Source organism: Kineosporia sp. A_224, from assembly GCF_002198655.1.
Lineage (GTDB): Bacteria > Actinomycetota > Actinomycetes > Actinomycetales > Kineosporiaceae > R-H-3.
Genome location: NZ_MWLN01000194.1, coordinates 45,952 through 64,599, shown reverse-complemented (window position 1 = coordinate 64,599; position 18,648 = coordinate 45,952). Strand labels below are relative to the sequence as shown.

At 74.8% G+C, this 18,648-nt stretch carries 17 protein-coding genes; 11 read left to right on the top strand and 6 right to left on the bottom strand.

The genetic code is table 11. The features are described from left to right. Positions 1-247: 247 nt before the first annotated feature. Genes EDJALFJO_RS22250 through EDJALFJO_RS22235 form a run of 4 tightly spaced genes read left to right on the top strand, consistent with a single transcriptional unit; the run spans position 248 to position 3,686 of the window. The gene (locus EDJALFJO_RS22250) at positions 248-1,258 is read left to right on the top strand and encodes an ABC transporter substrate-binding protein (protein WP_158220528.1); all 1,011 of its coding nucleotides are present in this window, start codon (positions 248-250) and stop codon (positions 1,256-1,258) included. A gap of 51 nt (positions 1,259-1,309) precedes the next feature. Further along, entirely contained in the window at positions 1,310-2,098 is a 789-nt protein-coding gene (locus EDJALFJO_RS22245; protein ID WP_088288505.1) for an ABC transporter ATP-binding protein, read from the top strand. Further along, entirely contained in the window at positions 2,095-2,892 is a 798-nt protein-coding gene (locus EDJALFJO_RS22240) for an ABC transporter permease (protein WP_198950543.1), read from the top strand. The genes EDJALFJO_RS22245 and EDJALFJO_RS22240 overlap by 4 nt, the downstream gene beginning before the upstream one ends. Further along, a complete protein-coding gene (locus EDJALFJO_RS22235) occupies positions 2,889-3,686 on the top strand; it encodes an ABC transporter permease (protein WP_088288504.1) in 798 nt (265 codons plus the stop codon). Before EDJALFJO_RS22240 ends, EDJALFJO_RS22235 begins: the two co-directional genes overlap by 4 nt. Positions 3,687-3,705: 19 nt before the next feature. On the opposite strand, the gene EDJALFJO_RS22230 is transcribed toward EDJALFJO_RS22235, so the two are convergent. Continuing rightward, positions 3,706-4,584: a PaaX family transcriptional regulator C-terminal domain-containing protein gene (locus tag EDJALFJO_RS22230; protein WP_158220527.1), complete on the bottom strand. Its 879-nt coding sequence runs from the start codon at positions 4,582-4,584 to the stop codon at positions 3,706-3,708. Positions 4,585-4,730: 146 nt separating this feature from the next. On the opposite strand from EDJALFJO_RS22230, the gene EDJALFJO_RS22225 reads away from it, so the two are divergent. Genes EDJALFJO_RS22225 through EDJALFJO_RS22215 form a run of 3 tightly spaced genes read left to right on the top strand, consistent with a single transcriptional unit; the run spans position 4,731 to position 8,197 of the window. Further along, positions 4,731-5,729: an ABC transporter substrate-binding protein gene (locus EDJALFJO_RS22225; protein WP_088288502.1), complete on the top strand. Its 999-nt coding sequence runs from the start codon at positions 4,731-4,733 to the stop codon at positions 5,727-5,729. Positions 5,730-5,765: 36 nt separating this feature from the next. Continuing rightward, a complete protein-coding gene (locus EDJALFJO_RS22220; RefSeq protein ID WP_088288501.1) occupies positions 5,766-7,265 on the top strand; it encodes an NAD(P)/FAD-dependent oxidoreductase in 1,500 nt (499 codons plus the stop codon). 11 nt (positions 7,266-7,276) lie between these two features. Then, complete coding sequence (locus tag EDJALFJO_RS22215; protein WP_088288500.1) at positions 7,277-8,197, top strand: 3-hydroxybutyryl-CoA dehydrogenase; 921 nt, start codon at positions 7,277-7,279, stop codon at positions 8,195-8,197. Positions 8,198-8,220: 23 nt separating this feature from the next. Here EDJALFJO_RS22215 and EDJALFJO_RS22210 read toward each other — a convergent pair whose 3' ends face one another. Further along, positions 8,221-8,736 (bottom strand): hypothetical protein, encoded by a 516-nt coding sequence (locus EDJALFJO_RS22210; protein ID WP_088288499.1) that lies wholly within the window; start codon positions 8,734-8,736, stop codon positions 8,221-8,223. A 159-nt stretch (positions 8,737-8,895) separates the two neighbouring features. After that, positions 8,896-9,882 carry a cation diffusion facilitator family transporter gene (locus EDJALFJO_RS22205; RefSeq protein ID WP_088288498.1) on the bottom strand — a complete coding sequence of 329 codons (987 nt, stop codon included), beginning with the start codon at positions 9,880-9,882 and terminating at the stop codon, positions 8,896-8,898. A 33-nt stretch (positions 9,883-9,915) separates the two neighbouring features. On the opposite strand from EDJALFJO_RS22205, the gene EDJALFJO_RS22200 reads away from it, so the two are divergent. The 4 genes from EDJALFJO_RS22200 (at position 9,916) to EDJALFJO_RS22185 (ending at position 13,709) form a co-directional block, all read left to right on the top strand. Next, positions 9,916-10,629 carry a response regulator transcription factor gene (locus tag EDJALFJO_RS22200; RefSeq protein WP_088288497.1) on the top strand — a complete coding sequence of 238 codons (714 nt, stop codon included), beginning with the start codon at positions 9,916-9,918 and terminating at the stop codon, positions 10,627-10,629. Further along, complete coding sequence (locus tag EDJALFJO_RS22195; protein WP_088288496.1) at positions 10,626-12,002, top strand: cell wall metabolism sensor histidine kinase WalK; 1,377 nt, start codon at positions 10,626-10,628, stop codon at positions 12,000-12,002. The genes EDJALFJO_RS22200 and EDJALFJO_RS22195 overlap by 4 nt, the downstream gene beginning before the upstream one ends. Positions 12,003-12,087: 85 nt before the next feature. Beyond that, a complete protein-coding gene (locus EDJALFJO_RS22190; RefSeq protein WP_088288495.1) occupies positions 12,088-12,516 on the top strand; it encodes a hypothetical protein in 429 nt (142 codons plus the stop codon). Further along, positions 12,513-13,709, top strand: a complete 1,197-nt coding sequence (locus tag EDJALFJO_RS22185; RefSeq protein WP_088288494.1) for a hypothetical protein — start codon at positions 12,513-12,515, stop codon at positions 13,707-13,709. The genes EDJALFJO_RS22190 and EDJALFJO_RS22185 overlap by 4 nt, the downstream gene beginning before the upstream one ends. Before the next feature lie 80 nt (positions 13,710-13,789). Here the strand turns inward: EDJALFJO_RS22185 and EDJALFJO_RS22180 are convergent, their stop codons facing one another. The 3 genes from EDJALFJO_RS22180 to EDJALFJO_RS22170 all read right to left on the bottom strand — a co-directional run bounded on the left by EDJALFJO_RS22180 (position 13,790) and on the right by EDJALFJO_RS22170 (position 18,428). After that, a complete protein-coding gene (locus EDJALFJO_RS22180; protein WP_088288493.1) occupies positions 13,790-15,814 on the bottom strand; it encodes a pre-peptidase C-terminal domain-containing protein in 2,025 nt (674 codons plus the stop codon). Positions 15,815-15,957: 143 nt separating this feature from the next. Continuing rightward, entirely contained in the window at positions 15,958-16,914 is a 957-nt protein-coding gene (locus EDJALFJO_RS22175) for a PaaX family transcriptional regulator C-terminal domain-containing protein (protein WP_158220526.1), read from the bottom strand. Positions 16,915-17,105: 191 nt separating this feature from the next. Next, positions 17,106-18,428, bottom strand: coding sequence for a GntR family transcriptional regulator (locus tag EDJALFJO_RS22170; protein WP_143448702.1), 1,323 nt, complete (start codon positions 18,426-18,428; stop codon positions 17,106-17,108). Positions 18,429-18,648: the final 220 nt, after the last annotated feature.

Sequence of the window (18,648 nt, the reverse complement as noted above, 5' to 3'; positions counted from 1 at the left end):
CGCGGAGCCCCCGCGCGGCGGAGTCGTACCGGCCCAAATGGTGACTTTTCGTGGGGGTAGATGCACTGATCGTCAGGGTTCGGCGGATCGTGGAACAACCTTAGGCATTTTGTTGACGACGGTGAATGGAACGCCTAACGTCCGACACCTCCCGGCCCCGGCCGGGGACGCGCCGGCCCCGCGGCGGTGCGCATGGCCCCTGCTCGTCCACGCCGTCGACGCACCATCTCCGAGGAGAAGAAGCCAGATGCACTCGTCCACCACGGCCCGCCGGGGCGCAGCAGCCCTCGCGGCCGCCGTCCTCACCGCCGTCCTCGCCGCCTGCGGCGGCTCCGCGTCCGAGCCCGCCGCCGGGACCGGCACCGGGGGCGCGGCGTCGTCCGCCGCCGGAACGAAGAAGATCACCGTCGGGGTCATCCCGATCATCGACGTCGCGCCGCTCTACCTGGGCATCCAGAAGGGGTTCTTCACCTCCCGCGGTCTCGAGATCACCCCGGCGCCGGCGCAGGGCGGGTCCGCGATCGTGCCCGCCGTCCTCGCCGGGGAGAACCAGTTCGGCTTCAGCAACGTGGTCTCGCTGCTCACCGCGCGCGAGAAGGGCGTGCCGCTCGTCGCCGTCGTCGGCGGCGCCAGCTCGACCGGAGACCCGGCGAAGGACGTCAATGCCGTCCTCGTCGCCAAGGGGTCGACCCTGAAGACCGCGAAGGACCTCGAGGGCAAGAAGGTCGCCATCAACGCCCTGAACAACATCGGCGACACGACGATCAAGACCGCCGTGAAGAAGGCGGGCGGCGACCCGTCGAAGGTGACGTTCGTCGAGATGCCGTTCCCGGACATGCCGGCGCAGCTCGCGGCCGGCAAGGTCGACGCGGCCTGGGAGAGCGAGCCGTTCCGCAGCCAGATCCTCGCGGCCGGCGGTTCGATCCTCTTCGACAACCTCACCGAGACCTACCCGAAGCTCCAGATCGCCACGTACTTCACGAGCGAGAAGCTCAAGGCCGAGGACCCGGCGACGGTGACGGCGTTCACCGAGGGCATGAAGGAGTCCCTGGCGTACGCGGTCGCCCACCCGGACGAGGCCCGGGCCGTCCTCTCGACGTACACGAAGATCCCGCCGGAGGTCGGGGCGAAGGTGGTCCTCCCCGCCTGGCCGGCCGAGCTCGACGCGCAGTCGGCGACCGCCGTCGGCGAGGCGGCCCGCTCGTTCGGCACGCTCACGAAGGCCCCGGACGTCGCGGGGCTGTTCGCCGGAGCCTGACCGGCCGGCCCGGCCACCGGTCCGTCGTCCGTCCGCCAGGAGAGGGAGCAGATGCTCGAGGTCCGTGGGTTGCGCAAGGTCTACACGTCACAGGACCGGACCGTGGAGGCGTTGCGCGACATCACCTTCTCGGTGGCGGCCGGTGAGCTGGTGTGCCTGGTCGGCCCCTCCGGGTGCGGCAAGACGACGCTGCTGAAGTGCCTGGCGGGCCTGCTCGGCCCGACGGGCGGCGAGGTCCGTGTCGAGGGGCGGTCCGTGAACGGGCCGCCCCCCGGCATGGCCGTGGTCTTCCAGGAGTACGGCCGCTCGCTGTTCCCCTGGATGACCGTCGCCCAGAACGTCGAGCTGCCGTTGCGGCACAAGGGGCACGGTCGGGCCGAACGGCGTCGCCTCGTGACGGGCGCGCTGGCGGACGTCGGCCTGGCGCACACCCCGGACGCCTACCCCTGGCAGCTGTCCGGCGGGATGCAGCAGCGCGTGGCCATCGCCCGCGCGCTCGCCTACGAACCCCACGTCATGCTCATGGACGAGCCGTTCGCTGCCGTCGACGCGCAGACCCGCGCCGACCTCGAGGACCTCATCCGGACGCTGTGGGACCGCACCGGGGTGACCACCCTGTTCGTCACCCACGACATCGACGAGGCCGTCTACCTCGGCGAGCGCGTCGTCGTCCTCTCCTCGTCGCCGACCGTGGTCCAGGACGACCTGCCGGTCGACCTGCCGCGCGAGCGCGACCAGCTCGACACCCGGGCCATGCCGCGCTTCACCGAGCTGCGCAGCCGGGTGTACGGCGAGATCCGGGCCGCCCAGCGGGCCGCGAGCCGTCCGGACGGCGCGTGAGCGCCCGGCCGGCCGGGCCGCGGGTCCCGCGCACCGTCGTGCTGGGGGCGACCGGCCTGGCCCTGACCGCCCTTGCCGCGGAGGTCCTGCCGCGCGCTCTCGGCGTCCCCGGCGACGTGCTGCCGCCGCTGTCGGTCATCCTCGGCGCGCTCGTCGCCGAGCTGCCGACGCCGCAGTTCCGGGCGGCGCTCGCCGCGACCGTGGTCCAGTGGGGGCTGGGGCTCACGATCGCGGTCGTTCTCGGCGTGAGCGTCGGGGTCGTCCTCGGCTCGGTGCCCTGGCTGCGCCGGCTCACGGCCTCGACCGTGGAGTTCCTGCGGCCGATCCCTTCCGTGGCGCTCGTCCCGCTCGCCGTGCTCGTGCTCGGCACCCAGCTGCGGTCGGCGCTCCTGCTCATCGTCTACGCGTCGTTCTGGCAGGTGCTCGTGCAGACGATGTACGGCGTCGCGGACGTCGACCCGGTGGCCGAGCAGACGGCGCGGTCCTACGGGCTGGGCCGCTGGGCCCGGGTCCGTCACGTGCTCTGGCCGACCGCGCAGCCGTACGTCGCGACCGGCGTCCGGCTCGCCGCGGCCGTCGCCCTCATCCTCGCGATCACCGCCGAGCTCGTCATCGGCAGCCCCGGCCTCGGCCGGGAGATCGCCGCGGCGCAGAGCGGGGGCGCCACGGCCCTCGTCTACGGCCTCGTCCTGGTGACCGGGCTGCTCGGGCTCGTCGTCAACGTCGGTGTCCGCGCGCTCGAACGACGCCTGCTGCGCTGGCACGTCTCGGTCCGCGGTGAGGTGGCGCCGTGAGCGTCGGCGCGCGGCTGCGCCGTGCGGCGGAGGTCGTCGCGCTGCCCGCCGTCCTCCTCGCGGCCTGGTGGGTCACCAGCGACGGGAGCGAGAGCTTCTACTTCCCGCCGCTGCGCGAGGTGGTCGCCGTCCTGCCCGACACGTGGTTCGCGGGCGGCGCCGACGCGCGCATCGTCTCCGACGTGCTGCCGAGCCTGGCCCGGTTGCTCACGGGGTACGGGCTGGCCGCCGTCGTCGGCGTCGGCGCCGGGCTGCTCATCGGGTCGTCGCCCGTGCTGCGGGCCCTCGTCGAACCGGTGCTCGAGGTCTTCCGGGCCGTCCCGCCGCCGGCGACCGTGCCGCTGCTCGTCGCCGTCGCCGGGATCGACGACCTCATGAAGGTGCTCGTCATCGTCTTCGGCTGCCTCTGGCCGATCCTGCTCAACACGGTCGAGGGGGTCCGCGCCGTCGACCCCGTGCTGGCCGACACCTGCCGCAGCTACGGCATCCGCGGCCCCGGGCGGGTCCGCTCGCTCGTCCTGCGGTCCGCGAGCCCGCAGATCATGACGGGCCTGCGGCAGGCGCTGTCGGTCGGGATCATCCTCATGGTCATCAGCGAGATGTTCGCGGCGAGCAACGGGATCGGGTTCACGGTCGTGCAGTTCCAGCGGACGTTCGCCGTGCCGCAGATGTGGACCGGCATCATCGTGCTCGGGCTGCTCGGGGTCACCCTCGCCTGGGTCTTCCGGGTCGTCGAGGCCCGGGTGCTGCGCTGGTACGAGGGCATCCGCTCGGCGCACCGCAGCGGCGGCTGACGGACGGCTCACCGCCGGCTCACGGCTGCGGCACGGTGTCCAGGTCGAGCTGCGCCTGCCGTCGCGAAGGCCCCGTGAGCCGGTCGACGAGGTCGCGGAACAGGGTCTGCGCCCGCGCGGCAGGCCAGTCCGCCGGCAGCAGCTCCACCGGCAGGCGCGGGTCGCGCCGCACGACGCGTGACCAGTCGGCCGCGAGCAGCGCCCTGCGGGCCAACGGGTCCACCGGCCCGGGGTCGTCCAGGGTGCCCGTCCAGCGCTGCTCGAAGGCCACGTACCCGGCGGCGAGCGCCTCCAGCGGGTAGGCCTCGGCGACCATCCGGGAGACCCGGGTCGGCGAGAGGGTCGTCGCGCGGAAGGCCCGGACCCGGTCGTGGAGGTCGAGACCCTCGAGGTCGACCTCGCCGAGCACCGCCTCGACGTCGACGTCGCGCGGGCACACCCACAGCCCGCCCTGGGCGACCCCGAAGCCGGCCCACTCCAGGCGGACCCGCAGGTCGTAGCGACGGCGGCGCAGGCTGTCCGGCAGCGAGAAGGCGACGAGCGTCCACACCCCGTCCCAGTCCGTCGTGACGACGTCCGCGTGCGCCCGAGCCCGCCCGTCGAGCACGGTCCGCCGACCCTGCTCGCTGAGCCCGATGTAGGCCTGGCGGCCGCGCCGCAGACGGGTCAGCGTGCCCCGCGCGGTCAACCGGGCCAGCGTCGTCCGCATCGCGTGCTCGCCGATCCCGACCCGGCGCGCGAGGTCGAGCAGGCTGCTCGTCGCGACGGCGAGGCCGTCGTCGACGAGGTGGTCCCCGAAGACGGTGTAGAGGACGATCTGGGGCCGGACGGGGGTCGCGGCGCCGACGGACCCGACGACCGGGTCACGGGCCGGGACCGGTCCGGCGGACGTCGACACGATGCTGATCGTAGGCGACCACAAGCGCTGCGTGAGATTGCCACGGCGATCGTCGCTCTCTCGGCCCTGACCTGGGCATTCGCGTTGACGAGGCCCTGAGGCCGCCCTACGTTCGCTTGATCGCCCGCTCCTCCTGGAGGCCCGCCATGCCTCGACCCTCCCGTCGCCCGCGCGCGCTCGCGGGCGCCGGTGCCGTGCTGGCCCTGCTCGCCGGGCTGCTCACCGGGTGCGCCGAGCCGGACCCCGGTCTCACCATCGGCGCCGGCGCGTCGACCGGCCTGCCGCTCACCAAGATCTCGGTCGGGATCATCCCGATCATCGACGTCGCGCCGATCTACCTGGGGATCCAGAAGGGCTACTTCGCCCAGCGCGGCCTCGACGTCCAGCCCGTCATCGCGCAGACCGGCGGCGAGATCGCCGAGAAGGTGCTCGCCGGCCAGATGGACATCGGGTTCAGCAACGTCGTGTCCCTGCTCGCGGCCCGGGAGAAGGGCGCGGACGTGATCGCCGTCGGGGCCGGCGTCAGCTCCACCGGCGACCCGAAGAAGGACGTCAACGGCGTCGTCGTCGGCAAGGGGTCGCCGCTCAGGACGGCCAAGGACCTCGAGGGTCGCAAGGTGGCGGTCAACGCCCTGAACAACATCGGCGACACCACCGTCAGCGCCGCCGTCGAGAAGGCGGGTGGCGACCCGTCGAAGGTCACCTTCGTCCCGATGCCGTTCCCCGACATGCCCGCCGCGGTCAAGGCGGGCACGGTCGACGCGGCCTGGCTCAGCGAGCCGTTCGTCAGCTCGGTCGTCGCCGGCGGCGGCCGCATCCTCTTCAACAACCTCACCGAGACCTACTCCAAGGTGCAGATCGCCGCGTACTTCACGACCGAGTCGTACCGGGAGAAGCAGCCGGTCGTCCTCGACCGCTTCGTCGCCGCGCTCAACGACTCCCTCGCCTACGCGCGGGACCACCAGGTGCAGGTCCGCGAGATCGTCACGACGTACACGAAGATCCCGCGCGAGGTCGCCGTCTCCGTCAACCTCCCGGACTGGCCCGTCGGCCTCGACGAGAAGTCCTTGCTGGCCGTCGGCAAGGCCGCGCGGCGCTACGGCACCCTGAAGAAGGCCCCGGACGTCGCGGGGCTCGTCGGGTAGCGACCCGTCGCCCCGGCCGGGACGTAAGGTGGCGCAATGGCCGACGCCGCAACAGGATCCGACGCCGCCGGACCGGGACGACCCGGGCCCGGGCAACGGCCCGAGCACCTCGACGTCCTCGTCGTCGGGGCCGGTCTCTCCGGAGTCGGCGCCGCCTGCCGGCTGAGGACGGCGCACCCGGGCCGCTCGCTCGCCGTCCTCGAGGCCCGCGAGGCCATCGGCGGCACCTGGGACCTCTTCCGCTACCCCGGCGTCCGCTCGGACTCCGACATGCACACCCTGGGCTACGCGTTCCGGCCGTGGCGCGGCGACAAGGCGCTCGCGGACGGCGACTCGATCCGCGAGTACGTCGTGGAGACCGCCCGCGCCTACGGCGTCGACCGGCTCGTCCGGTTCGGGCACCGGGTGGTCAGCGCGTCCTGGTCCGGGGCCGACGCCCGGTGGACGGTGCGGGTGCTCGGCCCCGCCGGTGAGGTCCTGCTCACCTGCACGTTCCTCTACATCTGCTCGGGCTACTACGACTACGGGGCCGGCTACACCCCGGACCTGCCCGGCGTGGAGACCTTCGCCGGCACCGTCGTCCACCCGCAGGCCTGGCCGGCCGGGCTCGACTGCGCCGGCAAGCGGGTCGTCGTCCTCGGCAGCGGGGCGACCGCCGTGACCCTCGTGCCGGCGCTCGCCGGGACCGCCGCCCACGTGACGATGCTCCAGCGCTCGCCGACGTGGGTGCTCTCGCTGCCGGGCCGGGACCCGGTCGCGGGCCTGCTGCGCCGTGCCCTGCCGCAGCGGGCCGCCGACCCGGCGATCCGGTGGAAGAACATCCTCGCCGCCCAGGCCCAGTACGCCGTGAGCCGCCGCCGTCCCGAGCTCATGAAGTCGTTGCTGCTCAAGGGGGTGCGCGCCCAGCTGCCCGAGGGGTACGACGTCGCCACCCACTTCACGCCGCGGTACGCGCCCTGGGACGAGCGGCTGTGCTTCGTGCCGGACGGCGACCTGTTCCGCGCCGTCGCGTCGGGCCGCGCGTCGGTCGTCACCGACACCGTCGACACGTTCGTGCCCGAGGGGGTGCGGACGTCGTCCGGCGAGGTGCTGCCCGCGGACGTCGTCGTCACCGCGACCGGGCTCGTGCTGCTGCCCGTCGGCGGCATCGCGCTGAGCGTCGACGGGGAGCCCGTCGACGTCGCGCAGACGGTGGCGTACAAGGCGATGATGCTCACCGGGGTACCGAACCTGGCCTTCACCGTCGGCTACACGAACGCCTCGTGGACGCTCAAGGCCGACCTCGTCGCCGAGTACGTCTGCCGCCTGCTCACCTACATGGACCGCAAGGGGCTGCGCCGCGTCGTCCCCGTGCCGCCGCCGACCGACGAGCGGCTGCCGCTGCTCGACCTGCGGTCCGGGTACGTCCGGCGCGGCCTCGACGCGCTGCCCAAGCAAGGGCCCCGGGCGCCGTGGCGGGTGCACCAGAACTACGTCCGGGACCGCGTCATGTTCCGGCGGGGACGGGTGGACGACGAGGGCGTCCGGTTCGGCTAGCGTCAGGCACCATGACTGTCGACGCCGCCACGTCCGCCGCCTCGTCCGCCGCTGCCGCCCCTCCCGACCCCCGGGACGACATCCGCCGCGTCGGGGTCGTCGGCGGCGGGCTCATGGGCTCTGGTATCGCCGAGGTCTGCGCCGCCGCAGGCTGCGACGTCGTCGTCGCCGAGGCCGACGAGGCCGCCGCGGCCCGCGCCCTCAAGCGGGTGAGCGCCTCCGTCGAGCGCGGCGTCACACGCGGGAAGATCACCGCGGACGCCGCCGCCGAGACGCTCTCCCGGCTGCGCGTCGTCGTCGGGCTCGACGCCCTCGCCGACCGCGACCTCGTCGTCGAGGCGGTCGTCGAGGACGAGGCGGCGAAGGTGGCCGTCTTCCGCACCCTGGACGCCGTCGTCGAGCGGCCCGACGCGCTGCTCGCGTCGAACACGTCCTCCATCCCGATCATGAAGGTCGCGATGGCGACCGGCCGTGCCGAGCACGTCGTCGGCATGCACTACTTCAACCCGGTGCCCGTGCTCAAGCTCGTCGAGCTCGTGCCGTCGCTGCTCACCTCGGGCGAGACCGTCCGGCGGACGCAGTCGTTCGCCGAGCAGGTGCTCGCCAAGAAGGTCATCCACTGCCGCGACCGGGCCGGCTTCGTCGTCAACGCGCTGCTCGTGCCGTACCTGCTCTCGGCGGTCCGGATGCTCGAGTCCGGGTACGCGACGGCGGAGGACATCGACACCGGCATGGTCCAGGGCTGCGCGCACCCGATGGGCCCGCTCGCGCTCACCGACCTCATCGGCCTCGACACGACGAAGGCGATCGCCGACTCCCTCTACGAGGAGTTCAAGGAGCCGCTCTACGCACCGCCGCCGCTGCTGAGCCGGATGGTCGAGGCCGGGCTGCTCGGCAAGAAGAGCGGCCGCGGGTTCTACGCGTACGGCTGAGCCACCCGGCCGAGCCGGGCGGCCTACGGCTGCCTGGCGACCTGGGCCATCGCGTCGGCGAGCGCCTCGACGGCCTCGCGCTCGGCCTTCGCCTTGGCGTCGGCCTCCTTCTGGGCCGCGGCCTTGCGGTCGATGTCGGCCTTGAGCTTGGCCTGCGCCGCCTCGAGCTTGGCCTGCTGCTCGGCGAGCTGCTCGGCGGCGAGGATCGAGCGGGCGATCGAGTCCCGTCGCAGGACCGCGCGGGCGTTCTCCTTGGCGAACCGGTTCGCCGTCGCGAGCACGAGGTGCAGCCCGATCGTCAGCGCGATGACGGCACCCCACTGCTGGACGGCGAGCTCGGCGCCCTTGGTGCCCGACCACATCGTCGGGAACCACACGACGAGGGTCATGACGAAGAACGCCACCCTCGACCACCGGCGCGCGTCGACGACCGGGTCGTGCCGCTGGACGGCGTCCTGGAGCTGGGCCCGGGTGAGGTCGTCGAGGACGTCGGGCGGCATCACCGTGACGGTCGACTCGATCTCGGCGGGGGTGCTCACGTCTCACATCGTCGGTCGCCGCCGCGCGGATGTGACAGCAGCCTGGCGGGGGACCCCTGACCGGCCCAACGCGCACCGTGCGGCCGTCGCGCAGCGTCGCCGCGTCACCCGGCGGCCGGGTGAGGCCGCGCCGTCCCGGCCGCACCGGGTGACGGCCGCTCAGTGGTGCGCGGCGTGCTCGTGGTCGGCGTGCGCGGCGGACTCGAACTGGAACGTCGAGTGCTCGACGTCGAAGTGCCCGGCGAGGCACGCCTGCACCTCGTCGAGCAGCCGCGGGACGTGGCCGTCGTGGAAGCAGGCGTCGTCGACGACGACGTGCGCGGAGAGCACCGGCAGGCCGGTGGCCACCGTCGAGGCGTGCAGGTCGTGGACACCGAGCACGTGCGGCAGCCCGAGCACGTGGCTGCGCACCTCGGCGAGGTCGACGCCCTTCGGGGTCGTCTCGAGGAGCACGTCGACGGTCTCCCGCAGGAGCTTCCACGTGCGGGGCAGGATGAGCAGGCCGATGACGAGGGAGGCGGCGCCGTCCGCCCGCAGCCAGCCCCCGGCGAGGACCGCGAGCGCCGCGAGGACGACGGCGACCGAGCCCAGCGCGTCGTTGAGCACCTCGAGGAACGCCGCGCGGGTGTTGAGGTTCTCGCCGCGGCGCCCGACGAGCAGCGCGAGCCCGACGAGGTTGCCGAGCAGCCCGACACCGCCGAAGGCGAGCATGAGCGGCGCGTCGACGGCCGGCGGGTCGACGAGCCGCCGCAGCGCCTCGACGACGACGAAGACGCCGACGGCGAGCAGGACGGCGGCCTGCGCGGCGGCCGCGAGCACCTCGGCGCGCCGGAACCCCCACGTGCGCCGGTCGGTCGCCGGCCGGCGCGCCAGCGTCGCCGCGGCGACGGCGAGCCCGAGCCCGGCGACGTCGGTGAGCACGTGCCCGGCATCGGCGAGCAGCGCGAGGCTGCCCGAGACGACGGCCCCGACGACCTCGACCGCGAGGATCGTCACCGACACCGCGAGGACGGCGACCAGCCGGCCGCGCGCGCCGTCCGGCGGCAGGTGGCTGTGGCCGTGCGCGTGCCCGCCGACGGCGCCCCCGCCGTGCCCGCGGTCGGTGCCGTCGTGCTCGTGCCCGTGCTCGTACCCCTGAGCGCCCACCCAGGCATGCTAGGTCGGCTAGCGTCCGTGACCATGACCCGCCGGGGGAGTGTCCTCGTCGTCGAGGACGACACGCGGCTCGCCGCGTCGATCCGGCGTGCCCTCACCTACGACGGGCACCGGGTCCGGGTGGCCGCGGACGGCCCGGCGGGCCTCGCGGCGATCCGCGACGACCCGCCCGACCTCGTCGTCCTCGACGTCATGCTCCCGGGCGTCGACGGCGTGGAGATCTGCCGGCGGGTCCGCGCGGCGGGGGACGACGTCGCGATCCTCATGGTCACCGCGCGGGACGCCGTCCGGGACCGGGTCACCGGGCTCGACGCCGGCGCCGACGACTACCTCGTCAAGCCGTTCGACCACGACGAGCTGCTCGCGCGGGTACGGGCGCTCCTGCGCCGGCGGACGACGTCCGCCGGGCCGGACGCCCCGGACGCCGCGGGTGCCGTCGTCCTGCGGCTGGCCGACCTCGAGCTCGACCCGGCCGCGATGACGGTGCGGCGGGCCGGCGAACCGGTCGACCTCACGACGCAGGAGTTCCGGCTCCTCGAGCACTTCGTCCGGCACCCGCGGGTCGTGCTCTCCCGCGAGCGGCTGCTCGACGCGGTGTGGGGGCTGGACGCGCGGACGGCCTCCAACGTCGTCGACGTGTACGTCGGCTACCTGCGCCGCAAGATCGACGACGGGCACCCGGTGCGGCTGCTGCACACCGTCCGCGGGGCCGGCTACGTGCTGCGGGAGGGCGGGTGAGTGCGCGGTGGCGGCTCGCGGCGCTCGGCACCGTGCTCGCCGCGGGGACGGTCCTGCTCTTCGCGCTGCTCCTCGTGGCGCTCGCCACCGCGGCCGGCCCGCAGGACCAGGACGACGCCCTCGACGCCCTCGCCACGGCGGCCGCCGCCGGGTTCGAGCCCGGCGGCTCGGCGTCCCCGGCGATCGTCACCGACCTCGGGACGTCCCTCGACCCCGCTGTCGTCGTCACCGACCGGACCGGGGAGGTCGTCTACAGCCAGGCCAGGATCGGCGGCAGGCCGCCCCGGGTGCCGCTCTCGCTCGTCGAGGACGCCCTCGCCCGGCAGGTCTCGAAGGCGACCGTGAGCCTGGCCGGGGTCGAGGTCCGGATGGTCGGGCGGGCCCGCCCGGACGGCGTCGCGGTCGCCGTCCAGCAGACGGCCTACGTCGCCGGTCAGCGTCGGGGCCTCTGGGGCGTGGTGCTCCTCGCCGCGGTCTTCACGGCCCTGGCCGGGGCGGTCGCCTCGTGGGTCGTGAGCGGCCGGGCGCTGCGGCCGCTGCGCGACCTCGCGACGACCGTCGGGGAGGTGGCGAGGACCGGCGACCTCGGCCGCCGCCTCGACGTCCCCCGCCGCAGCGACGAGGTCGGGCGGCTGGCCCGCGAGTTCAACGCGATGATGGACCGGATCGCCGACGGCCGGGCCCGGCTCGCCGCCGCGCTGGAGGAGCAGAAGCGCTTCGTCGCGGACGCCTCGCACGAGCTGCGGACCCCGCTCACGACGATCCGCAGCAACGCGGGCTTCCTCGCCGAGCGGCCCGACGCCGAACCCTCCGACCGCGCCGAGGCCGTCGCCGACGTCCGGGCCGAGGCCGACCGGATGAGCCGGCTCGTCGACGACCTCCTCGTGCTCGCCCGGACCGACGCCGTCCCGGAGCCGGCCCGGCGCCCGGTCGACCTCGGGACGCTCGCCGCGGACGTCGCCCGGGTCGCCGGTGCGGCCTGCGAGGTCCGGGTGCCGCCCGGGGCGCCGGCCGTCGTCGTCCTCGGCGACGCGGACCTGCTGCGGCGCGCGGTCGGCTGCGTCGTCGACAACGCGGTCCTCCACGGCGGCGGCGCGCCGGTGCTCGTCACCGTGGCCCGGCCCGACGGGCCGGGCGGCCCCGGGCACTGGGCGGTCGTCACCGTCCGGGACCACGGCCCGGGCTTCCCGCCGGACGCCGTGGGCCGGGTGTTCGAGCGCTTCTACCGCGCCGACCCGGCCCGCTCCGGGCGCGGCAGCGGGCTGGGGCTGTCGATCACGAGCGCGGTGGCCGGGCTGCACGGCGGCGGGGTCGCGGCGCAGAACGCCCCGGACGGCGGGGCCGTCGTCACACTGCACCTGCCGGCCGCGTAGCGGCTCCGGGGGCCGGCCGCCGGCTCTCATCGTCGTCTCATGCCGGCCCAACAGTCGGTTCACCGGCCCCCGCGACCGTCCCGGTATGACCACGACTCCCACCGTTCCCCTCGCGCCGCCGCCGACGGCGCCGCTGCCCCTCGCCGGGCCCGCGCCCTCCGACCGGATGCGCGTCGTCCGGGTGCTCCTCCTCCTCGAGCTCGTCGTCGCCCTCGTGACGACGCTCGAGGCGCTGATCGTCGCCGCGGTCGGCTTCGGCACCCCGGTGCCGGCGGTGCTCACCGGTGCGGTCGCCGTCGTCCTCGCCGTGGCCGCGCGGGACGCCGGCCGCGGCACACCCGGCGCCGTCCGGCGGCGGTGGCTCGTGCTCGCCGTCCAGGTCGTCTTCCTCGCCGCGGCCGGCGTCGACGTCGTCATCGCGATGTTCGAGGGAGTGGCGCCGCTGCTGCTCCCGGCGCTCGTCCGGATCGCGCTCCCCGCAACGGTTCTCGTGCTCCTGCGCGGTGAACGGTGAACCGGCTGGCGCACGGCGGGGGGCACGCGGAGGGCGCGCCCGGCAGCTACGTCGGGTCGCTGCTCTACGACGTCGCCCCCGAGCACGTGCCCGCGCTGGTGGTGCTCGGGCTGCTCCCGCTCGTCGCGGTGCTCGTCCACCGGCTGCCCGCGGCGCTGCCGCCGGTGCCGTGGCTCGGCCGGCGCCGCGCGCTGCCGGCCGAACGGGCGCTCGCGGTGTGGGCGCTCGTCGCGTCGGCCGCCGTCCACGTCGCGCTCGTGCCGACGCACGGGCTCTCGGGCTGGTCCTTCGCCTTCGCCCTCGACGCCGGGCTGCTCGGCTGGGCGGCCCACCGGCTCGTCACGGGCCGCCGGCGGGCCGGCCTGACAGCGGCCCTCGTCCTCGGCGGGTCGCTGCTCGGCCTGCTCGCGGGGCTCGCCGCCGGGCACATGCCGGACCAGGTCGCCATGGCGTGCAAGGTCGTCGAGGTGACCGGGCTGCTCGCCCTCGGCGCACCGATCGGGGCGGGCCGGGCCCGCCGGGTGCTCACGACGTCGGGCGTGGCGGCGGGGACCGCGCTCGTCGTCGTGGGGGTCTGGGCGCTCGGGCTGAGCGCCGGCCACGGGGACGACGGGGACGGGCACCACGCCGGCTCGCCCGCCCTCGGGGTCGCCATGCCGGCCGGGGACGGCGAGGACCCGACGGTCGCGCAGACCGCGGCGGCCGAGGACCTGTACCGCAGCACGGTCCGCTCGCTCGCGCGGTACGCCGACCCGGCGGCCGCGGTCGCCGCCGGGTACAAGGCCACGGGCATCCGGGGCCGCGACTTCCACGCCGACAACCCGGCGTACACCAAGGACGACGCCACGCTCGACCCGGACCGCCCCGAGACGCTCGTCTACGCGGTGCGCGACGACGGCACCCCGGTCCTGCTCGGGGCGATGTACCAGGCCCAGGGGCTGCGCACGCACGGGCCGGCGGTCGGCGGGCCGCTGACGACGTGGCACGCCCACGAGCAGGTCTGCTTCGGGCTGCTGCCGCCGTCGCTCGCCGGCCTCACGTCGCCGCTCGGGGTGTGCCCGGCGGGCTCGGTCACCGTCGCGCTGACCAACGAGATGATCCACGTCTGGACGGTTCCCGGTGCGCCGCAACGGTTCGGGGACCTCGACGAGGGCTGGCTGAAGCAGCACGTCCTCGCGGTGCCGGCGCCCTGACGGGCCGGGACGCGGACGGGCGGTGCACCCTCGGGGTGCGCCGCCCGCCCGTGCGGTCGTCCGGGATCAGCCGGCGGAGATCACCGGCTCAGTGCCCAGGTCGTCCGGGCCAGGGTGTTCTCCTGGCCCGTGAAGCCCTCGAACAGGTCGAACGTGTCGGTGACGAAGTCGACGTCCCGGTCGTCCGCCGTGCCGCCGACACCGTCCGCGCCGACGCCGAAGAGGTTCCCGTAGCCGAAGCCGCCGGCGTCCATGAGCGACGCCTGGTCGTCGGTGTTGTCGGTGTGGAAGCTCCCGAGCGTGTGGCCGACCTCGTGCGAGACGACGTTGCCGACCGCCTGGCCGACGAACCGGACCCGGTTGCTCCGCGGGCCCATGTAGGTGTTGAGCGAGTACGGCGGGCTGTTCTCGACGTCCCCGAGGGTGCCGGGCTCGCTCAGCGCGTCGAGGAGCACGAGTGCGCTCTCCTCGCGGGCGAAGTTGCCCGGGTCGATGGACGGCGCGATGCCGATCGTCGCGACGCCGGCCTCGTCGATCGTGCCGCCGACGACGACCCGCATGACGCCCTTGCGGCCGTACGGGTCCTGCTTCACCTCGTCGCTCGTGACGACGTCGACCGAGACGGTCCGGCTCAGGCCGGAGGCGACGAGGTCCTTCTTCAGGTTCTCGACCACCGTCGCCTTGATCGCGCGGCCCAGCGCCTTGCGGTCACCGGCCTTGATCCCCCAGCTCGACAGGAAGCTCGACAGCGGCGAGAGCGTCGTGACGCCCCGCCCGAAGACCGCGTTCGTGTTGAGCCGCTGACCGTCGTAGTCGAGGAAGAGCGTCTGCCGGACCTTCCCCGTCCCGCCGGGCCGGTACGCCTCGATCTGCAGCGTGTACGGCCCGTCGCCACCGGCGACCTGGACGTAGTACGTGCCCTTCTTCGGCGCGACGGTCTCCGCGACCGCGTTGCCGCCGCCGGGCAGCGGGGTGTTCGTCGGGTAGATCCCCGACGCGTCCTGCGAGGAGCCCATGAGCTCGGTGCCCTTGGCGTCGAGGAGCGTGACGACCTTGCCCGAGCCCGCGACGTTCGTGCCGAGCACGTCGCCGGCGGCCAGGGCGACCTTGTACGTGTCGGTGTCACCCGCGCGGCCGGAGAGGTCGAGCTCGTACTTGCCCTTGGTCACCGTGACCTGGCCGGTGCCGAGGTCGATGATCGTGAAGCCCTGGACGCCGAGGTAGTAGCGGCCGGTGGCCTTGATCGGCGTCTCGATCGACGGGTTGAGGAAGTCCGGGTCGAAGAAGCTGTCGGCCAGGAAGTTCCCCTGCTCGTCGAGGAGGAAGAGGATCGGCTCCAGGTCGCCGCTCGTCGTCCGGAAGTCGGCGTCGAAGATCTGCCCCGCCGTGAGGTCGAGCGCGTAGAGGTCGGCGTCGGTCGCCCCGGGGTCGTCCGGGTTCGGCGGGTTGTCGCCGACGAAGCCGGTCGTCGTCGCGCCGGCGCGGACGTCCGAGACGCCGGTGACGCCGGCGGTCTCGAAGGTGCTGTCGTCCTCGACGTTGGGCTTGATCTTCTCCAGCGTCGGCCTGGGGACCGCAGCCTGGTCGCCGGTGACGTCGGCGGCGTTCTTCGCGGGCCGGCGGGTCCCGAAGCCGGGGATCCGCTGGGCCGTCGCGCGGGTGTCGTTGCCGCCGCGGGTGCCGGCCGGCTCGGACTCGGTGACCGCGCGCCGACCGGAGCCGGTCGGCGGCTTCACGGTGCCCGAGGACCGCCGGCTCTGGGTGGAGACGCCGCCGCCGGTGCCCGCCTGCGCGGCCTCCTTCTCGAGGGCCTCCCTGCGGGCCCAGCCCGCGACGTCCCGGACGCCGGGGCCGGTCGCCAGGCGGGGGTCCGGCCCGACCGTGACGACCTGGCCGTGCCGCGTGTGGATGACGGCCTGCGCGCGCATGGTCTTGAGCCATGCGGGCGCCGGGCCGGCCTTGCGGGCCGCGACGGCCTGGGCCTTCGCCAGGCCCGCTGTGGTGACCCCGTCGGCGGGTGCGCCGGCCGCGGCCAGCGCGACGACCACCAGGGCGCCGACCGTCGTGCCGACGGCGGCGCGCCGTCTGCTGGATCCGATCTTCATGTGTGGTTCCCCCGAGTCCTTCCCCGAGTCCGGACCCGCCCGGGCGAGCGGGCTGCCCGATCCTCCCGTGCGGCGGTGGTCCGGGGGGTGAGAACCGGCGAAGACCTGTCACTGATCGTTCATGTAGGCCTACGTACGGTCGTCTACCGGTGGAGGGTGCCGACCGGTGCCGCAACGTCGAGGGAGAGGGTCGTGCCGAGCCTGCGGACGGCGGCCAGCGGCGCGAGGTCCGGTGCCTCGGCCGCGACCGCCTCGCGGAACCGGTGCTCGGCCAGGGGTGCGAGGGCGTCGAGGAGACGGACGAAGACCGTTGTCGCCTCTGCGCGGGGCCAGTCCGCCGGGAGGAGCGCGGCGGGCAGCGACGGCTCGTCGTCGACGAGACCGCGCCAGGCCTCGAGCGCCTCGGCCCGCAGCCTGAGCGCGGTCCGCGGGGTGACCGTGCCGCCCGCGAGGTCGTCGAGGACGGGGCCGTACGTGCGGGTGAAGCCGCGGTACCGGTCGGCGAGCGTCTCGAGGTTCCAGACCGCCGCCGGGTGCCCGGCGCCGTCCCCGGGGTGCAGGACGGACGAGCGCATGACGGTCGCCTGCTCGACGCCGAGGTCGGCGAGCAGGCGGACGAGTGCGTCGTAGGAGGCGTTGGGCGAGGCCCAGACGCCGTCGTAGAGCGGCCCGAACCCGAGCCTGCGCAGCCCGCCGCGCAGCGCGTGGCGCACCTCGCGCCGGTCCTCCGAGACGGAGAAGGCCACGACGAGCCACAGGCCGTCCCAGGGCTCCTCGACGGGTGCCGTCGACGCGACGAGCGCGTCACGGGTCGCCGCGAGGCCGGCCCGGGCGGGGGGCGACAGGCGGTAGAAGGTGTTCCGGCCGCTCTTGCGCGCGTCGAGCGTGCCGCGCCGCAGCAGCCGGCTCAGAGCCGCCCGGGCGCTCGCCGTCGTCACGTCGAAGTCGCACACGAGGTCCACGAGGCTGGCCGACGGCAGGTGCTCGTCGCGGTCGAGCCAGTAGTCGCCGAGCAGGGTCGCCATGACGTGCTGGGGGTTCGCGCCGCTCTGGCTGCGCGGGAGGCCTCCCGCGTCCTCGCCGGATCCCGGGGACAGCATGGCGGTGCCTCCCTCGACGCGACGGGCCATGTCGCGCGACGGGTTCTGCGGCGAGGAGGGCCGGCCCCGCCGCCGAGCCGTGCTTCTCACGCCTCTGCGGCCTGATGGTAGGCACGGATGATCGTCGTCACGTGGCGCGACCCCTGATATATCTGTCGGCGCCCATGCCGCCGGGCGGGTGCGGGCGCCGGTCACGCCCGGCGGGCGACCTCGTCGACCGCCCAGTGCGCGACCTCGTCGAGCGCCGCGGCGTAGCGGTCGGCGTCGGTGCGCGCCCGCTCCTGGTCCCGCTCCGCGAAGAGCCGCGCCCAGTCCAGCGGCGCCGCACGGACCGGGCTCGCCGGGCCGGTCAGCAGCCGCGCGAACAGGCGTGAGAGCGCGCCGTCCACGAGCCCTACGACGTCGCCGAGGACCACGTTGCGCCCGGCCTGCGCGACGAGCCGCCAGCCCTGGGACCGGTTCTCCGTGAGGGTGACCGGGTCGTCGGCCGGTGCCGTCATGAGGGCGACGATGCGCCGGGCCTCGGCGGGTGTCGCGTGCCGGACCGCGAGCCCGACGAGCGTCGGTGCCAGGTAGGCCCACACCTGGACGGTGTCGAGGACGTCCTGCGGCGTCGTGTCGGTCACGACGTAGCCCGTCCGGGGCAGGGTGAGCACGAGGCGCTCGTGGTCGAGCCGGGCGAGCGCCTCGCGCACGGGCGTGATCCCGAGACCCAGCTCCGCCGACAGCGCGCGCTCGGTGAGCCGTGCGCCGGGCGGGAGCCGGCCGTCGATGATCCGCCGCCGCAGCGCGGCCCAGGCCGCGTCGGTCAGCGAACCGGCGCCCGCGCCGTCCGGCTCGTCGACGCCGGGGCCGGCGTCCTCCAGGCGGGCCAGCAACGGCCGGACGGCGGCCCGGAAGGCCTCGATCTCGGCCGCCGCCCGGCGCGTGGCGCGTTCGGCGTCCCGGGTCGCGAAGAGCTCGGCCCAGGCCGGTGCGGGCAGCGCCGGCAGCGGGGTGCCGTCCGGCAGGACCGCGCGCAGGCGCAGGAGCCCGCCGTCGAGGAGCCGGTACACGTCGGCGAGCAGCCCGTTGCCGGCCTCGGCGGTGATGAGGCTCCAGGCCCGGCTCCGGTTCTCGAGCCCCGCGTGCACGGTCGGCGTGTCCGCCCAGGTGTCGAGGCCGTCGTCCATCAGGGCGCAGATCCGCCGCGCCGCCTCGGCGGACGCGCGGGTCACCGCGAGCGCGACGATCCGCGGCCGGACGACGGCCCACACCTCGAGGCAGTCCCGGACGCCTGTCGCGGTGACCGGGGCGACCCGGTAGCCGCGCCGGGGCATCGTCACGACGAGCCGCTCCCGGTGGAGCTGGGTCAGCGCCTCCCGGACCGGTGTCAGTCCGAGGCCCAGGTCGTCGGCGAGCTCGCGGGCCGTGACGGCCGTACCGGGGGCCAGCTCGCACCGGGTGATCCGCTGCCGCAGCAGTGCGTACGCCTCGTCCGCCCGGGAGAGCGTCGTGCTGCGGCGGTTCGGCACGTGTCGCGCTCCCTGGTCGGCGGTCCGTTGCCGGCTGATGATCAAGGTTATCGAGCCGGGGTGTCGGTGACGGGTCCACCCGGCGCCCGGGCGCAGAATGTGATCGCAAGTTCACCTTCTGTCACAGGCGCGGGCAGGATCGCGCATCGCTGCGCGGGATGTCCTGCGCGGCGGCGTGCAGGCGGCCGGGATCCCGCCTCCTGCTGCGCGGCCCGCGGTG